General features: G+C 65.0%; 14 protein-coding genes and 1 other RNA gene. 12 read left to right on the top strand and 3 right to left on the bottom strand.

The features are described from left to right. The 6 genes from smpB (at nucleotide 1) to ACOI2T_RS25440 (ending at nucleotide 4,695) form a co-directional block, all read left to right on the top strand. Nucleotides 1-486, top strand: a complete 486-nt coding sequence (gene smpB / locus ACOI2T_RS25465; RefSeq protein ID WP_067857432.1) for an SsrA-binding protein SmpB — start codon at nucleotides 1-3, stop codon at nucleotides 484-486. 169 nt (nucleotides 487-655) lie between these two features. Then, nucleotides 656-1,024, top strand: a transfer-messenger RNA (tmRNA) gene (gene ssrA, locus ACOI2T_RS25460). Between the two features lie 223 nt (nucleotides 1,025-1,247). Beyond that, nucleotides 1,248-2,102, top strand: a complete 855-nt coding sequence (locus ACOI2T_RS25455) for a cutinase family protein (RefSeq protein WP_421874717.1) — start codon at nucleotides 1,248-1,250, stop codon at nucleotides 2,100-2,102. Nucleotides 2,103-2,159: 57 nt separating this feature from the next. After that, on the top strand, nucleotides 2,160-2,888 hold the full coding sequence (locus tag ACOI2T_RS25450) for a YwaF family protein (RefSeq protein WP_409505933.1): 729 nt from the start codon (nucleotides 2,160-2,162) through the stop codon (nucleotides 2,886-2,888). A 55-nt stretch (nucleotides 2,889-2,943) separates the two neighbouring features. Next, nucleotides 2,944-3,642 (top strand): Ntn hydrolase family protein, encoded by a 699-nt coding sequence (locus tag ACOI2T_RS25445; protein WP_409505911.1) that lies wholly within the window; start codon nucleotides 2,944-2,946, stop codon nucleotides 3,640-3,642. Nucleotides 3,643-3,720: 78 nt separating this feature from the next. Continuing rightward, nucleotides 3,721-4,695: a YihY/virulence factor BrkB family protein gene (locus tag ACOI2T_RS25440; RefSeq protein WP_409505910.1), complete on the top strand. Its 975-nt coding sequence runs from the start codon at nucleotides 3,721-3,723 to the stop codon at nucleotides 4,693-4,695. Here ACOI2T_RS25440 and ACOI2T_RS25435 read toward each other — a convergent pair. After that, the gene (locus ACOI2T_RS25435; RefSeq protein ID WP_409505909.1) at nucleotides 4,692-5,648 is read right to left on the bottom strand and encodes a DNA polymerase domain-containing protein; all 957 of its coding nucleotides are present in this window, start codon (nucleotides 5,646-5,648) and stop codon (nucleotides 4,692-4,694) included. The genes ACOI2T_RS25440 and ACOI2T_RS25435 overlap by 4 nt on opposite strands. A gap of 182 nt (nucleotides 5,649-5,830) precedes the next feature. Between ACOI2T_RS25435 and ACOI2T_RS25430 the strand changes: the two genes are divergently transcribed. The 5 genes from ACOI2T_RS25430 (at nucleotide 5,831) to ACOI2T_RS25410 (ending at nucleotide 13,258) form a co-directional block, all read left to right on the top strand. After that, nucleotides 5,831-6,739, top strand: coding sequence for a metal-dependent hydrolase (locus ACOI2T_RS25430; protein WP_409505908.1), 909 nt, complete (start codon nucleotides 5,831-5,833; stop codon nucleotides 6,737-6,739). A 1-nt stretch (nucleotide 6,740) separates the two neighbouring features. Then, complete coding sequence (locus ACOI2T_RS25425; RefSeq protein WP_409505907.1) at nucleotides 6,741-7,898, top strand: PDR/VanB family oxidoreductase; 1,158 nt, start codon at nucleotides 6,741-6,743, stop codon at nucleotides 7,896-7,898. A 178-nt stretch (nucleotides 7,899-8,076) separates the two neighbouring features. Continuing rightward, entirely contained in the window at nucleotides 8,077-10,911 is a 2,835-nt protein-coding gene (locus ACOI2T_RS25420) for an MMPL/RND family transporter (protein ID WP_409505932.1), read from the top strand. Between the two features lie 158 nt (nucleotides 10,912-11,069). Then, nucleotides 11,070-11,339 (top strand): hypothetical protein, encoded by a 270-nt coding sequence (locus tag ACOI2T_RS25415; protein WP_409505906.1) that lies wholly within the window; start codon nucleotides 11,070-11,072, stop codon nucleotides 11,337-11,339. 467 nt (nucleotides 11,340-11,806) lie between these two features. Beyond that, nucleotides 11,807-13,258, top strand: coding sequence for a glycoside hydrolase family 183 protein (locus tag ACOI2T_RS25410; RefSeq protein WP_409505905.1), 1,452 nt, complete (start codon nucleotides 11,807-11,809; stop codon nucleotides 13,256-13,258). Here the strand turns inward: ACOI2T_RS25410 and ACOI2T_RS25405 are convergent. Both ACOI2T_RS25405 and ACOI2T_RS25400 read right to left on the bottom strand, forming a co-directional pair. Continuing rightward, the gene (locus ACOI2T_RS25405; RefSeq protein WP_421874713.1) at nucleotides 13,230-13,892 is read right to left on the bottom strand and encodes a TetR/AcrR family transcriptional regulator; all 663 of its coding nucleotides are present in this window, start codon (nucleotides 13,890-13,892) and stop codon (nucleotides 13,230-13,232) included. The two genes, ACOI2T_RS25410 and ACOI2T_RS25405, sit on opposite strands and share 29 nt — an antisense overlap. Continuing rightward, nucleotides 13,889-14,128, bottom strand: a complete 240-nt coding sequence (locus ACOI2T_RS25400) for a hypothetical protein (protein ID WP_409505935.1) — start codon at nucleotides 14,126-14,128, stop codon at nucleotides 13,889-13,891. Before ACOI2T_RS25400 ends, ACOI2T_RS25405 begins: the two co-directional genes overlap by 4 nt. 100 nt (nucleotides 14,129-14,228) lie before the next feature. On the opposite strand from ACOI2T_RS25400, the gene ACOI2T_RS25395 reads away from it, so the two are divergent. Beyond that, complete coding sequence (locus tag ACOI2T_RS25395) at nucleotides 14,229-15,989, top strand: N-acyl-D-amino-acid deacylase family protein (protein ID WP_409505903.1); 1,761 nt, start codon at nucleotides 14,229-14,231, stop codon at nucleotides 15,987-15,989. Nucleotides 15,990-16,043 lie beyond the last annotated feature (54 nt).

Raw genomic sequence — 16,043 nt, 5'->3', positions numbered from 1 at the left:
GTGACCAAGAAGTCCAGCCCCGCCGGCAACAAACAGATTGTGGCAAGCAATCGCAAGGCGCGGCACAACTACACCATTCTCGACACCTACGAGGCCGGCATCGCCCTGATGGGCACCGAGGTGAAGAGCCTGCGCGAGGGCCAGGCATCGCTCGCCGACGCGTTCGCGACCGTCGACGACGGCGAGATCTGGCTGCGCAATGTCCACATCGCCGAGTATCACCACGGCACCTGGACCAACCACGCGCCGCGGCGCAACCGCAAACTCCTGCTGCACCGCAAACAGATCGACAACCTCATCGGCAAAATCCGCGACGGCAACCTCACCTTGGTCCCGCTGTCGATGTACTTCTCCGACGGCAAGGTCAAGGTCGAGCTCGCGCTGGCGCGCGGTAAACAGGCCCACGACAAACGCCACGACATGGCCAAACGCGACGCCGAACGCGAAGTGATCCGCGAACTCGGCCGCCGCGCGAAAGGGATGTGACCCCGTCACCCCGCACCGCGAGCGACCGTGTCTGTACGCCGACACGCCGTCAATCCTCGGCATGTTGCGGTCGCTGACCGGCCGCGAGCGACACGGAATAATCACTTGGCATTCCCGGTTGAGACTGGCGTACCATTGACTGTCCTGCCGAAAGTCGGCGGGGATGCGAGGGGCTGATCGGTTTCGACTTCGCGCATCGAATCAAGGGAAGCGTGCCGGTGCAGGCAAGAGACCACCGTAAGCGTCGTTGCAACCAATTAAGCGCCGATTCCAATCAGCGCGACTACGCCCTCGCTGCCTAAGCGACGGCTGGTCTGTCAGACCGGGAGCGCCCTCGGCCCGGACCCTGGCATCAGCTAGAGGGACCCACCCACGGGTTCGGTCGCGGAACCCATGGGGACATCAAACAGCGACTGGGATCGTCATCTCGGCTTGTTCGCGTGACCGGGAGATCCGAGTAGAGGCATAGCGAACTGCGCACGGAGAAGCCTCGAGGACATGCCGTAGGACCCGGGTTCAATTCCCGGCAGCTCCACCGAGAAGATGCAGGTCAGGGACACAGTCCCTGACCTGTTTTCTTTTGTCCTCCCCGCCCGGTGCGGGGCAGGGCGAGACACCGCAAAGCATCCACAGCCATCGTTGCTGGAAACACGTTAGATTGAGGCGTGTTTTCTCGCCGCTTACACAGCCCCCGGTCGGGCAGTACGCGGTCAAGTGGTCGCTGGGTCGGGCTTGGCGCTACTGCACTTTTGGCCGCGGGCATGCTGCTCGTGGCACCGAGCACGCCGCAGGCGTCTGCCGCCGACTGCGCCGACGCGGAGGTCATCTTCGCGCGCGGCACGGATGAGCCGCCGGGTCTCGGCCGTGTCGGCGCTGGCTTCGTCGATTCCCTGCGTAAGCAGACCGCCGGCATGGACATCGACACGTACGCGGTCGACTACAAGGCCGGCAAGCTGCAGCTGAGCGGTGGTGACGGCGCGAAAGACGCGATCTCCCACATCAAGTCCACGGTGTCGTCCTGCCCTGACACCAAGATCGTGTTGGGCGGCTACTCGCAGGGTGCGAGCGTGATCAACATCGTCGCCGGCAACCAACTGGGCGGCATCACGTGGGCCGATCCTCTTCCGGCCCAGTACGCGACCAACGTTGCGGCGGTCGCGACCTTCGGTGACGTGGCCACCCGCACGGGGGAATCGCTCGCGAGCCGAAGCACGCTGCTCAGCTCCAAGGCGATCGACCTGTGCAACCCCAATGACCCGATCTGCCATGCCGGTCCGGGCAACGAGTGGAGCGGACACACCGACGGGTACGTTCCCGTATACACCACCCAGGCAGCGGTTTTCGTTGCGGCCAAGTTGCTCGCCGGGTTCGGTCAGACGCTGCCCGGGTATGGCCCGGACCTCGGGTACGGCCCGGCGAGCCCCGCGTACGGACCGCCGACGGGATACGGCCCCGGGACGCCGGGGTACGACCCGAACACGACGCTGCACGGCCCGCCGCCGGGGTACGTTCCGGAGACACCGGGGTACGGCCTGCAGCCGCCCGGGTCTGTCCCGTCGACAACCGCGCCTGCGACGCCGTCTCCGGAAGTCGGATTGGTCTCCGCGGTTCGCTGACGCGGTGGCCGCCGTCAAGCAGCGGCAGAGGCGTGGACGACACAGGAAGTGATCGAACTGATCTCGGCGGAACGGGAATTCACGGCGTACGGCCCATCGCATTTGGTCGTGCTCGCAATATTCGCGATCGGCGCGGCGTTGCTGGTCTGGTTCGGACGTCGGCAAACCGATTCGCAAGCCCGGCTGTTCGGCCGCGTCCTGGCGGTGTTGATTGTCGTGGCGTTCGGCGTGGCGCTGGTCTACAAACTGATCAGGCCGAATCTCGAGACGTCGATACCGCTGCAGCTGTGCGATATCGCGGAACTGATGGCGGCCTATGCGTTGTGGTCGCGGCGGCAATGGGCGTTTGTGCTCACCTATTACTGGGGACTCGTGCTGAGTTCGCAGGCGCTGCTCACACCGGACGTGGGCACGCCAGAGGAGGGTGCGCCGGATTTCCCCCACCACCTGTTCCTGACGTTCTTCACACTGCACGTACTCGTCGTGTGGGCGGCCATCTATCTCACGTGGGGCAGGGGGATGCGCCCGACGTGGGCCCACTATCGCTTCGCGGTGGTCGTGACCCTGGCGTGGGTGATCTTCACCTTCACGTTCAACGCCATCACCGGAACCAACTACGGCTACCTCAACAGAAAGCCACCAACGGCGTCCATCCTCGACGTGTTGGGCCCGTGGCCGATCTACCTGCTGAGTGAGGTCGCGGTCGTGCTCGTCGTGTGGGCGCTGATGACCTGGCCGTGGGAGCGGATGCGTCGGCACTCCGAGAAGAGTGCGACCGCGGTCTGAGCCCCTTTCGCTTTTCTCGGCGTCAAGGCCACCCAAGCGTGGAACCATCGCAACGGTGACCGTGGTTCTTGCATTGCGTTGTGCCGACGGAGTCGTGATGGGCTCGGATTCCCAGATCACCGACCCGGGCCGCGGCCTGAGCTATCCCGCGCAGAAGCTACATCCGTTGGGCAAGCGCGCGGCTTGGGGTGGCAGTGGGTCGCGCGCCGTCCTCTACGATCTGGAGCGCATTTTCAGTGCCGAGCCCGAGGCCATCCTGGAGGCCGACGACGTCGGCCGGGCACTACAGCAGCGCACCGTGCCGGTGCTCAAGCACCACTACGAGAACTTCATCGAAGATGTGCCCGCCGCGAAGTCCGAGGGCGCGACGCCGTCCACCTATGTGCTCGCGGCAGGCTTCACGGCCGACCGGCCTTTCATCGTCGATATCGACCCCCACGGTCTGATCGGGCATCACGAGGAGACCGGCTTTCAAGCCGTCGGCAGCGGAGCACCGATGGCGCAGCAGGCATATGCGCTGCTCGCGAACTTCCGGATGATCGAACGCGGCGTCGATTACGGCTTGGTCGCGGCGCTGCGGGTGCTCGATGCACTGGACGCGTCGTCGCCCAGTGTCGGCGGCCCCATGGACCTTTGCCGGATCACCGCCGACGAGGCCCGTCACCTCGATCCCGAAGCAATCGACGATGTCCGCGACCTGGTCGGCCGCTGGTTCAAGCTCGAGGAACACGCCCTCGACACGTTGTTCGACTGAACCACGATTCCCGTTTGCGCGGCCTGGGTATTCCAGCCACGTGCGGACCTTGCCGCACGTCGTGCGGTGGGGTTCATCATGGTGGGTTGGCTCGATCGACTGCAGCGGCGGAGCCGCGTCGCCGGCTTCCTGATCGCCGTCGTGTACAAGTACGTCGACGACCAAGGTAGCTACCTGGCCGCGCTCATCACGTATTACGCGTTCGTATCGCTGTTTCCGGCACTGCTGCTGCTGACCACCGTGTTGGGCGTCGTGCTGGTGGGCCGTCCCGATCTGCAGGAGCAGATCCTGCAATCGGCCGTCGCCCAATTCCCGGTCATCGGTGACCAACTCGGGCAACCCCAAGGGCTCAGCGGCGGGACGATCGGGGTGGTCATCGGCATCGCGGGCGCGCTGTACGGCGGTCTCGGCGTCGGGCAGGCCGTGCAGAACGCGATGGACACGCTGTGGGCGGTGCCGCGCAACAACAGACGCGATCCGATCCGGGCGCGGCTCCTCAGCTTCCTCCTGCTTCTGGTCCTCGGCACAGCGCTGATAGCGACGACGATTCTCGCGGCCGTCGGGCGCGCGTCGGCGTCGTTCGGAATCGCCGGACGCGTGGGCATCGTGGTGGTCTCGGTACTGATCAACGCCGGCGTGTGCCTCATCGTCTTCCGGTTCGCGACGGCAAGGACCGTGACGTTCCGGCAAGCCGCGCCGGGTGCCTTTCTGGCAGCGGTCATCTGGCAGCTTCTGCAGTGGTTCGGTGCCGTTTACGTCGCGCAGATCATCAAGACGTCGAGCGCGACCAACAGTGTGTTCGCTCTCGTGCTCGGCCTGTTGGCGTTCCTGTACCTGGTCGCGACGACGTTGCTGCTGTGCGCCGAAGCGAATGTGGTGGCCGCCGACCACTTGTATCCACGTGCGCTGCTGACTCCGTTCACCGACAACGTGAAGCTGACACGCGGTGACCGCAAGACTTACACAGGTCAGGCTAAAGCACAGCGCGCCAAGGGTTTTCAGCGTATCGACGTCAGCTTCGACGATCGCAGGCCCAAAGACGGGGAAAGCTAGTCTTGCGCACGGCGGGCGCGGGCGCGGCGCTTGCCCTCGTGCATGGCGGCGACTCGGGCCACCGGGATGGTGTGGCCTTGTTCGATGAGGTCGCTCGGCAGCCGCTGGGTTGCGGGCATCGTGTCGGTCCACGACCGCCGGCCCGCCAGCGCGTCGAGCGCGGTGTGAACCGTGAAATCAGTTGGCTTGACGTGCTTTAATTCCGGCCACTCCACCGGGAAGGACACCGGCAGGCCCGGGCGCAGACGTGGACTGTAGGCCGCGGCGACGGTCGCGCCACCGGACCGCGTCGAATCCACGAACACCTTTCCATGCCGGTCCTCGACGATGAATGCCGTTGTCGCGATGGACGGGTCGAGCGCCTCGGCCCGGGCGGCCAGTGCGCGGGTGGCTGCGGCGACGTCGTCGACGGGGGAGCCGGCGTCGATCGGCACGAACACGTGCAAGCCGCGGGATCCGCTGGTCTTGACCGCGCCCGCCAAACCACAATCTGCGAGCGCCTGCCGCGCCAGGTACGCAACGGCGACGACTGCGGAGAAGTCGTCTCCGGCAGGCGGATCAAGATCGAGCACCAGATGAGTTGGCCGGTAGATGTTGTCGGCAAGGCCGAGCGCGGGGTGATATTCGACGGCGCGCTGATTGGCGAGCCACAGCAGTGTGCGTCGGTCGTTGCACACCGCGTAGTGGATCTCGCGTTTGGACGCCTCGGCCCAAATCGGAACTCGTGGCACCCACTCCGGGGTGTATTTCGGAATGTTCTTCTGGATAAAAGGTTTTTGCCCACGCAAGATTCTGAGCACCGTCAGCGGGCGGTCGGCGAGGACCGGCAGCAGATACTCGGCGACGCCGTCCAGGTAATCCACCAGATCCCGCTTGGTGGCCTCGACATCCGGCGCCAGCGGCTCGTCCAGATTCGTCAGGCTCACCCCGGCGCGCTGCTCTCCGACGCTCATGAATACAACCCTACGGAACTCGAAACACCGAGGGCACGGCGGAACTTATGACGTTTCGTCGTTTGTCGGCGAAAGACGCCAACCGGCGAGCGGGGCGACGTTAGGGTGGCCGGAATTCTGACGCGAACGTCGACATCCGGACCATCCGTTTGGTTCGTGCGGTGGGCGGGAAAGCAGGGGCGATGAACACACACCGGCGCTTGCCGGCCGCCGCGGACGAATTCGAACCTGAAGAAGTCGCCTTGCGCCCGAGAAACGTCCGCTTCGACTTAGCCACCGCGCCGCTGCACTGGATTCCCGGCGATCGCTACGCATCGCACGCTGCCACCGCGTTGAACCTCTTTCTGCCGGTCGCGGAACGATGGTTCAGCAAGTTGCTGGCCGACTCCCTGGAGTACGTACGCGACGACCACCTCCGGGAGGAGATCGTCGGATTCATCGGTCAGGAGGCGGTGCACGCCAAGACCCATGACGACGTCCTGGTCGAGTACCTACACCGGCACGGGATCGACCCGGCGCCGTTTTTGAGCCAGCTCGAATGGGTGGCCGAGCAGTATGAACACCGGATATCGCAGGCGTCCCCACTGCGCAGGCGCAAGGCTCTGGCCTCGGGGACACATGCGCTCAGCGCGGCTGAGCATTTCACCGGAGTCCTCGGGCAGTGGTCGCTCAACAACGCATGGGACGGCTTGGGAGTCGATCCGACGCTGGCCGACCTCTACCGCTGGCATGGCGCCGAAGAAGTCGAACACCGCCACGTCTCCTACAACGTCGCAAAGTACTTCGGCATGGATTATGTCGCTCAGGCGGTGGCCGGAGTCATGGTGAGCTTCGCCTTCTTCGCGATGATCTTGCGTGGCCTGAAGTTCATCGTTCACGAGGACCCGACGCTGCCGAACGACGGATATCTCCGGATCTTGTGGCACCTGCGCAAATCGGGCCGCAGCGGTGCCATACCGACGATGGGCTTTCTGGTCCGCTCGGGGCTGACGCTGCTCCGGCGTGATTACAACCCGGCCGACGAGGGGAGTACCGCACAGGCGGTTGCCTATCTGGCCACCTCCCCGGCCGCCCGGGCCTGCGATGGATGAGATGTCGCCAGACCCGGTCAGGCGGACGGGTTTGGGGCGGCGCCTTTCGGCATTGACCAAGCCGTATGCGGGCGAACCGCCGCCGGGCCTGTATAACCGCGCCACGCCGGACCTGTTGATCCGCGTGGCCGGAACCGCGATACCACACTTCCTCTCGGTGGTGATGCGCCTCGGCGGTGACCGGGAGTTGCCGGACCTTCCGACGGCTGTCAACCGCAGGGAGGTACGCGTCATCGGCAGGAAAATCGTTGCGCACGACCCGATCACGGTTGAGTTGATCTTCGCCGCACCAGACCGCGGTGAACTCGGACGCTGGCACGCGGGTGCTCATGTCGACCTGCACCTGCCGTCCGGACGCACCCGGCAGTACTCGTTGTGCGGAGACCCGAGCCGTCGCGATGAGTATCGAATCGCCGTGCGGCGCATCGCCGCTCCCGACGGCGGGTCCGCGGAGGTGCATGGTCTCTCGGTCGGCCAGAGCGTAGAGGTCGGCGATCCGCGCAACGCCTTCATGATGCCGCTGCCGGGATCCGGGTCGCGGGCCGCGAAGTTGCGTTTCATCGCAGGCGGTATCGGGATCACCCCCATCCTGCCGATGACGAAGATCGCCGAAGGACGCGGTGTGCCATGGACATTGCGCTACACCGGTCGCCACCGTGGCAGTCTGCCATTCCTCGACGAGCTGCAGACGTACGGGGACAAGGTACACGTGCGGACCGATGACGAGTGCGGCCTGCCGACCGCGGCCGATCTGCTCGACGGGGTGGACGAGAAAACCGCGGTGTACATGTGTGGTCCCCCTCCGATGATGGAGTTGGTGCGGCGGAGCATTCCAGTTGGCTTCGAGGTGCACTCCGAGCGGTTCTCGCCACCGCCGGTGGTCAACGGAGCACCGTTCGAGTTGAAGCTCGCGCGCACCGGGGAAGTGGTGCCGGTCCGCGCGGACCAGAGTGCCCTCGCTGCGTTGCGGGAGGTCAGGCCGGATGTGAGTTATTCGTGCCGCCAAGGCTCTTGCGGCACGTGTGTCCAGCAGGTGACAGCGGGCGAGGTGGAACACCGCGACAGTACCCTCACCGGACGGCAACGTGAGCTCGGCCAGATGTTGGTGTGTGTATCGCGCGCCAAATGCAACGGTGGGCAACTGGTCCTGGACATCTAGCCGAGCCGAAACCTGCGATCAAGCTGTGAGAATGCTGTCAGCGGGCCCGGATATCGGTGATTGACACCCGACACTTCGACCGGCTAGGTGTATTACACGCGAGGGCGGATGTGTATCGCCTGCGACCTGTCCACGGGGCGACAGTGGCCTGATCGAAGGGCGGGCGTGGGTGAGCGGTATCGATGCCACAGGCACGCGGCCGAGATCGGGCATCGCCAAGATCATCCGGGCACTCGCGCTCCCCATCCTGCTCGGTTGGCTGGCCGTGACCGTCCTGACCAATGTGCTCATCCCGCCGCTGGAGAAGGTAGGGGAGGCGAACACTGTCGGCCTGAGCGCCAAGGACGCACCCGCGATGGTCGCGATGCGCAAGATTGGCAGCGACTTTCAGGAATTCGATTCCGACAGCAACGCGATGGTGGTCCTGGAAGGCGAGCAGCCGCTCGGTGACGACGCCCATCACTACTACGACGGGGTTGTCGCCAAGTTGGAAGCCGACACCGCTCACGTGCAGCATGTGGCGGATTTCTGGGGTGATCCCCTCACGGCATCCGGCGCCCAGAGCAACGACGCCAAGTCGGCATACGTCCAGGTCTACCTCCGCGGAAACCAGGGCGAGACGCTCGCGAACGAGTCCGTCGCGGCGGTGCGGGAGATCATCTCGCATTCGCCTCCGCCGCCAGGGATCAGCGTGTATGTCACCGGCGGAGCGCCGTTGGTCTCCGATCAGCACCATGCGGGTGACAAGAGCATTGCGAAGGTCACGGCGATCACTCTCGTGGTGATCGCCGTGATGCTTCTGATCGTCTACCGATCGATCGCGACCATGATTCTGGTGTTGCTGATGGTATTCCTCGAGCTCGGGGCTGCCCGCGGAATCGTGGCCACTCTCGCTCACTTCGGGATCATCGGACTGTCGACCTTCGCGGTAAATCTGCTGACGCTGATGGTGATCGCGGCTGGGACCGACTACGCGATCTTCGCGATCGGTCGCTATCAGGAAGCGCGGGGCGCAGGGGAATGTCCCGAAGCCGCTTACTACACGATGTTTCGTGGCACCGCCCACGTCGTTCTCGGGTCCGGCATGACGATCGCGGGTGCGATGCTGTGCCTGAGTTTCACTCGCCTGCCGTACTTTCAGACGATGGGTGTGCCGTGCGCGGTGGGCACATTCGTCGCTGTCGTCGCCGCGTTGACGATGGGCCCCGCGGTCATCGTGCTCGGCAGCCGGTTCGGACGGTTCGAACCCAAGCGCAGCATCCGCTCGCACGGTTGGCGTCGCGTCGGCATCGCGGTCGTGCGGTGGCCTGGGCCGGTTCTGGCCGCAACAATGGGCCTGGCGCTCATCGGCCTGCTGACCTTGCCGGGCTACAAGACGAACTACGATGCGCGCAAGTACCTGCCTGCCGATCTGCCGGCGAACGTCGGATACGCCGCAGCCGAAAGGCATTTCAGTGCCGCTCGGATGAACCCCGAGCTGCTGATGGTCGAGACGGATCACGACCTGCGCAATCCCGCGGACTTTCTCATCATCGACAAGGTCGCCAAGGCAATCGTCCGGGTGCCCGGCATCTCCCGGGTTCAGGCGATCACCAGGCCGAACGGTCGTCCGATCGAACACACGTCGATCCCGTTCCTGTTGAGCCGGCAGGGCACGACCAACACGATGAACCGGAAGTATCAGCAGGATCGGATGGCCGACATGTTGGTACAGGCCGACGAGATGCAGAAGACCGTCGACACGATGGAACAGATGTCGCACCTGACCCAGCAGATGGCCGACACAACGCATCAGATGGTGGCCAAGACCAAAGCGATGACGATCGACATTGCCGAATTGCGCGACAACATAGCAGATTTCGACGATTTCTTCCGGCCCATCCGAAATTACTTCTACTGGGAGCCGCACTGCTCCGACATCCCGGCATGCTGGTCGATCCGGTCGATCTTCGACACGCTCGACGGTATCGACACCATGACCGACGACATTCAGGCGCTGTTGCCAGACTTGGAACGCCTCGATTCTTTGATGCCGCAACTCGTCACGCTGTTGCCGCAGCAGATCGAGACCATGAAGACGATGAAGACCATGATGCTGACGATGTATGCGACCCAGAACGGTCAGCAAGATCAGATGGCTGCCATGCAAGAGAATTCGACAGCCATGGGCAAGGCGTTCGACGACGCGCGCAACGACGATACGTTCTATCTTCCGCCGGAAGCCTTCGACAACAAGGACTTCAAGCGCGGTATGGAGAACTTCATCTCACCCGACGGTAAGTCGGTCCGGTTCATCATCAGCCACGAAGGCGACCCCGCGACGCCCGAGGGTGTCGACCATGTGGATCCGATCAAGTTGGCTGCCAAGGAGGCGATCAAAGGTACACCACTGGAGGGCTCGAAGATCTACCTGGCCGGCACGGCGGCAACGTACAAGGACATGCGAGACGGTTCGTTCTACGATCTGCTGATCGCCGGAATCGCCGCGGTGTCATTGATTTTCATCATCATGTTGATCATCACCCGGAGTGCGGTGGCTGCGGCCGTGATCGTCGGGACCGTACTGCTGTCGCTCGGCGCATCGTTCGGTTTGTCCGTGCTCGTCTGGCAGCACCTACTGGGGCTTGAGTTGCACTGGATGGTGCTCGCCATGTCGGTCATCCTGTTGCTGGCGGTCGGTTCGGACTACAACCTGTTGCTGGTGTCGCGTTTCAAGGAAGAACTTCCGGGCGGGCTGAAAACCGGAATCATCCGAGCGATGGCGGGCACCGGATCCGTCGTGACTTCGGCGGGTCTCGTGTTCGCCTTCACGATGGCATCCTTCGCGTTCAGCGATCTACGGGTCATGGCGCAGGTCGGCACGACGATTGCCCTCGGATTGCTGTTCGACACACTGATCGTGCGGTCCTTCATGACCCCCGCGATCGCGGCCTTGCTCGGACGTTGGTTCTGGTGGCCACAGGTGATCCAGTCGGCCGCGTCGAAGCGTCGCCTCGCGCAGTTGCGTACGTGATCGCAATATGCAAAGCGGGCACACAGCCGGTACTTAATAAGCAGACCTAATCTATTGAGTGGAGTGGCCAGCCAGCAGGTGGGATGAATCCACTCCGGTGACTCTGGACCGACGGGGCGATCCACAGTCTTGGGTGAACAAGTCACGGAGGGTTTGACATGGTGAAATCCATCGCGATCGGTGCTATTGCGGCCGGGGCAATGGGCCTCGCCGCCCTCGGCGTCGGCGCGGGCGTCGCAAATGCCGCGCCTGCACCGGCGGGTCCGGGTTGGGCAGAGCGCCCCGGTTGGGGTTGGGGACCCGGCGGGCCCGGCCCTTGGGGGCCGCCGCCTCCGCCGCCGCCCGCATACGCGGGCCCCGGTTGGGGTTACGGTGTGCCGGCCGTGTGTGCGACCGGCCCGCTGCGCCTCGTGCAGGTGTGCACCTGAGCGACAGCCGAAACTGCCCGCTTGCGAATGCAAATCGCGCGCAAGCGGGCAGTGCCCATATAGGCGTCGTCAACCCGCGCGCCGGCCGGGACAGTGCCTGGTCACGCGCGGATAGCGTCCTGGATCAGGTGGTTACTTGTCTTTGCGTCCAGGGCGTGGCGGTGGCGGCGGCTGTGCCTTGGTGGTCGGCGAGAACTTGCCGCCCTTCTTCGGGTCGTACGTTCCTTTCTCGGCCATGGTGACCTCCTTTTCGTTCGACCAACTTCCACGCTAGCGAAGGATTCGGCACCCGGTCGCGGAACGGTCGATTGCACACGCGACACGCCGACCGTGACTTATCCGGTTGCGACACGATCACGGATACATCTCTATCAATGCATCACTGGGCACAGCAGCCTCTTTGATCACTATCGTCACACCTGCTAACTGTTGACGTCTCTGCGGCGTCCCCTCTGGGAAGGTGTGACATGTCGCGACGTCCTCCGTTCACCTCCAAGTCAGTGGCGACGGCGGCTGCCATCGGACTGACGGTCGCGATCGGCGTTGCCGCGCCGGCCGCCGCCGAACCGTGCACCGGGGCCGCCGCGGCGGTGCAACCGCCGGCAGCCCCGAACGCCGCCGCGACACCGGCCTTGCCCGGTGGTCTGCCGCGCGGACACCGGCCCGCCGGTGCGAACGAAGCAGCGCCGTTGCCCAGGCTGGGACAGCTGTCGCGGGCGCTGCTCAATGCGCTGTCGCCGCGTTCCGCGCCGGTGCGCCAGCAAGCGCAAGTGCTACCGCCACAGCCGGTTCCGCAACCGCAGTCTGCCGTTCAGAACACTCAACCGGTGCCGAACGTCGCTCAGCCTGCGCCCAATCCGGCTCCCGCACCGCCATCGCCGCCCGGTACGACACTTGTCGGCTGGGTCACCGGACCGGAGAGCCCGAACGACACCATCAAACGCTTCGCGATCACGGGCACCGATCTCGGGATCATGTGGGACAACGGCGATCCCAATGCCCATCAGGTACTGATGGCCTTCGGTGATACCTACGGGTATTGCAGTGTCCGCGGCCAGCAATGGCGCTACAACGTGCTGTTCCGCAGCCAGGACGGCGCGTTGTCGAAAACCATCAGCGTGCCCAACGGCGCTGCCGCCAACAAGTATTCGGGCTCGCCGGTGTGGGGTCCTGGCCTGTCCAAGCAGATCATCAACAGCACGAAGTGGGCGGCGACCGAGAAGGGGATCATTCCGACTGCGGGCGTCGCCGTCGGAACGACGCAGTACCTCAACTTCATGTCGATCAGGAACTGGGACAGCGACGGTCGGTGGACCACGAACTACTCGGCGATCGCCGTCTCCCCGGACAACGGTGAGAACTGGGGCGTCTATCCCGGTACGGTTCGCACGCCGGCCGACGGCAGCGTCGCGGGTGCGCGGTATGTGCGGGGCAACGAGAACTTCCAGCAGGGCGCGTTTCTCAAGCCGGGACCGGGCGATCCGTACCTCTATACGTTCGGGACACCGTCGGGGCGCGGCGGTGCGGCCTACATCGCGCGGGTGCTGCCGGGTTATGTGCCCGACTTGACGAAGTACGAGTACTTCAACGCTCCGTCGAACTCCTGGGTCCCGCGGGATCCGGGCGCTGCGACACCGGTGATCCCGGGCCCCGTCAGTGAGATGTCAGCCCAGTACAACACGTATCTGAAGCAATACCTGGTGCTCTACGGCAACGGTGCCAACGACGTCGTGATGCGGACTGCGCCGACCCCGCAAGGCCCGTGGAGCCCTGAGCAGCTGCTCATTCCGTCCTCGCAGTACCCGGGCGGGATCTACGCACCGTTCCTGCACCCGTGGTCGACCGGCAAGGAGCTGTACTACAACCTGTCGCTCTGGTCGGCCTACAACGTCATGTTGATGAAGACCGTCCTGCCTTGACGATTCGCCGACCGCGCAGCGACACGAGCAGGGCGTCGAGCCCGTATTCGAACACCGCGTCGTAGTCGGTCGGCGACTGCAGGGCTGCGACGAGCTCCTGATCGGGCCACTCCGCGGTCCACAGCGAAGGATTCTCTTCCTGGTGCGCGGGACCGCGGACGGCCGAGAACTGCATGACCGCAGAGGAAATCACGTGCACCTCGACGGCGCGCAGCGCGAGCGCCGCATCGGTTCCCGAGATCCCGAGTTCGGCGAGCTGGGCCGCCAGACGTTGCTGGACCGGCAGGAACAACGTGGGCGTGCGGTCGCGTTCGTGGGCGAGTGCGAGAAGGTGCTGGCGTTCGATCAGCAACCTGCGCTGGGTTCTCGCGAGTGAGGCGATGCGCTCCAGCGGCCCGGTGCCGTCCATGGGCAGATTGGCCATCTCACCGAGCAGACGATCGACCAGGCTGTCGAACAGTTTGTCGCGTCCCCCGACATGCCAGTAGATCGACGTGACGGCAACGCCCAAGCGTTCGGCCAGGCCGCGCATCGAAAACCCGGCCACGCCATCGCGTTCGATGAGCGCCGCGGCGGTGTCGAGGATGAGCTCGGCGTCGACGGTGTTCGGGCCGGCCTTCGGTTTTCCGCTCATGTATCCATCCCGGTGACCAGTGCGTCCTCGAACAGCTGGAGATATCGCTCAAGGTTGCGGTGCACGTTGATGATTCGCCGTTCCTCGCCGGACAACACGAGGTGGGTGAAACCGGGCGCGGGGGAGTAGTAGCGCTCGGCCGGTATCAGGGTGGGCCGCTCGGGTGGAGTGCCGATCGCGTCCTCGCGCCGAGGGCGAGCCGTGTCGCTGATGGTCTCGCCGGTGTGCGTCGCCATGGGAACTCCTCCACGAGATGGGTTCAAACTCGGCACGGACGTTCTGTAACGGTGTTACATTGCCACCGTAGCGGCCGGCAGGCATCCAAGGGAGTGAAACGTGTTCGATCTGAAGATCACGGGCGGCACCGTCGTCGACGGCACCGGTGCCGACAGATTCACCGCTGACGTGGCACTCAAGGACGGAAAGATCGTCGAGGTCCGCCGTCGTCGTCCCGGCGACCCGACGCTGGCGGGGGATGCCGTCGAAACGATCGACGCCACGGGCAAGATCGTCGCGCCCGGGTTCGTCGACATCCACACCCACTACGACGGCCAGGTCAGCTGGGACGACGTGCTCGAGCCGTCGAGCAACCACGGGGTGACCACGGTTGTCGCCGGCAACTGCGGCGTGGGGTTCGCACCCGTGCGCCCCGGGCAGGAGCAATGGCTCATCGAGTTGATGGAGGGTGTCGAGGACATCCCGGGCACCGCGCTGACCGAAGGCATCACCTGGGGCTGGGAGAGTTACGCCGAATACCTCGACGTGATCGGCAAGCGTGAACTCGCCGTCGACATCGGCAGCCAGATCGCGCACGGAACCGTGCGGGCCTATGCGATGGGCGAGCGCGGCGCGCGCAACGAACCCGCGACGCCGGAGGACATCGCGGCGATGAGCCGATTGGTCCGGGAGGCGGCCGAGGCCGGGGCACTGGGCTTTTCGTCATCGCGCACGCTGGCCCATCGGGCGATGGACGGCGAGCCGGTGCCGGGAACGTTCGCCGCGGAAGAAGAACTGTTCGCCCTCGGCCGCGCGATGGCCGCCGGCGGCGGCGCGGTGTTCGAGCTCGCCCCTCAGGGCGCGGCGGGCGAGGACATCGTGGCGCCGAAGAAAGAACTTGAGTGGATGCAGCGCCTCGGCGCCGAGATCGACTGTGCGTTGAGCTTCGCGCTGATCCAGGTGGACGCCGATCCGAAGCTCTGGCGCGAGCAATTGGACATCTCGGCGGCGGCCCACGAGAAGGGTGCCCGCCTGCACCCGCAGGTGGCCGCCCGGCCGTTCGGGATGTTGCTCGGATTCCCCGGCCATCATGCGTTCACGCATCGCCCGACCTACCGCAAGCTCAAGGCCGAATGCACTCGCGAGGAGCTGGCCGCCCGCCTCGCCGAACCCGCGGTGCGCTCGGCGATCCTGTCCGAAGACGACCTTCCCATCGACCCGAATGTGTTGTTCGACGGGATGTTCGCGCTGGCGCAGTACTCGGCGGAGCGGTTGTACGCGCTCGGTGAGCCGCCCGACTACGAACCCACCGCCGAGCGCACCGTCGCGGCGATCGCACGCGAACGCGGCGAGGATGTCTTGACGACGATGTACGACCTGATGCTGGAAGCCGATGCCGGGTCGATGTTGATGCTGCCGATGTTCAACTACGCCGACGGCAATCATGACGCGATCCGCGAGATGATGACCCACCCGGCGGCCGTACTTGGGCTCTCCGACGGCGGCGCGCACTGCAGCATGATCTGCGACGCGTCCTATCCCACGTTCCTGCTGACACATTGGGCGCGGGACCGGCATCGCGGCGAGAAGTTGCCGCTGGAATACGTCATTCGCAAGCAATCCCATGACACCGCACAGCTTTTCGGCTTGTCCGACCGCGGCGTGATCGCCGTCGGGAAGAAGGCCGACGTCAACGTCATCGACTTGGACGCGCTGACATTGCACGCCCCGCGGATGGCCTATGACCTTCCTGCCGGGGGCCACCGCCTCGTCCAGGGCGCGTCCGGCTACACCGCCACGATCGTCAACGGAGTTGTCACGCGCCGCGATGGCGTCGACACCGGCGCGCGACCGGGCCGGCTGGTGCGCGGAGCCCGCTGAAACACAGTCAGATACGATCCGCGCCGTCGACCCACCGGCGGACCGCTTCACGAT

Source organism: Mycolicibacterium wolinskyi str. Jessa 2025, from assembly GCF_049241375.1.
Taxonomy (GTDB): Bacteria; Actinomycetota; Actinomycetes; order Mycobacteriales; family Mycobacteriaceae; genus Mycobacterium; species Mycobacterium wolinskyi.
This window is presented reverse-complemented; position numbering and strand designations above follow the sequence as displayed.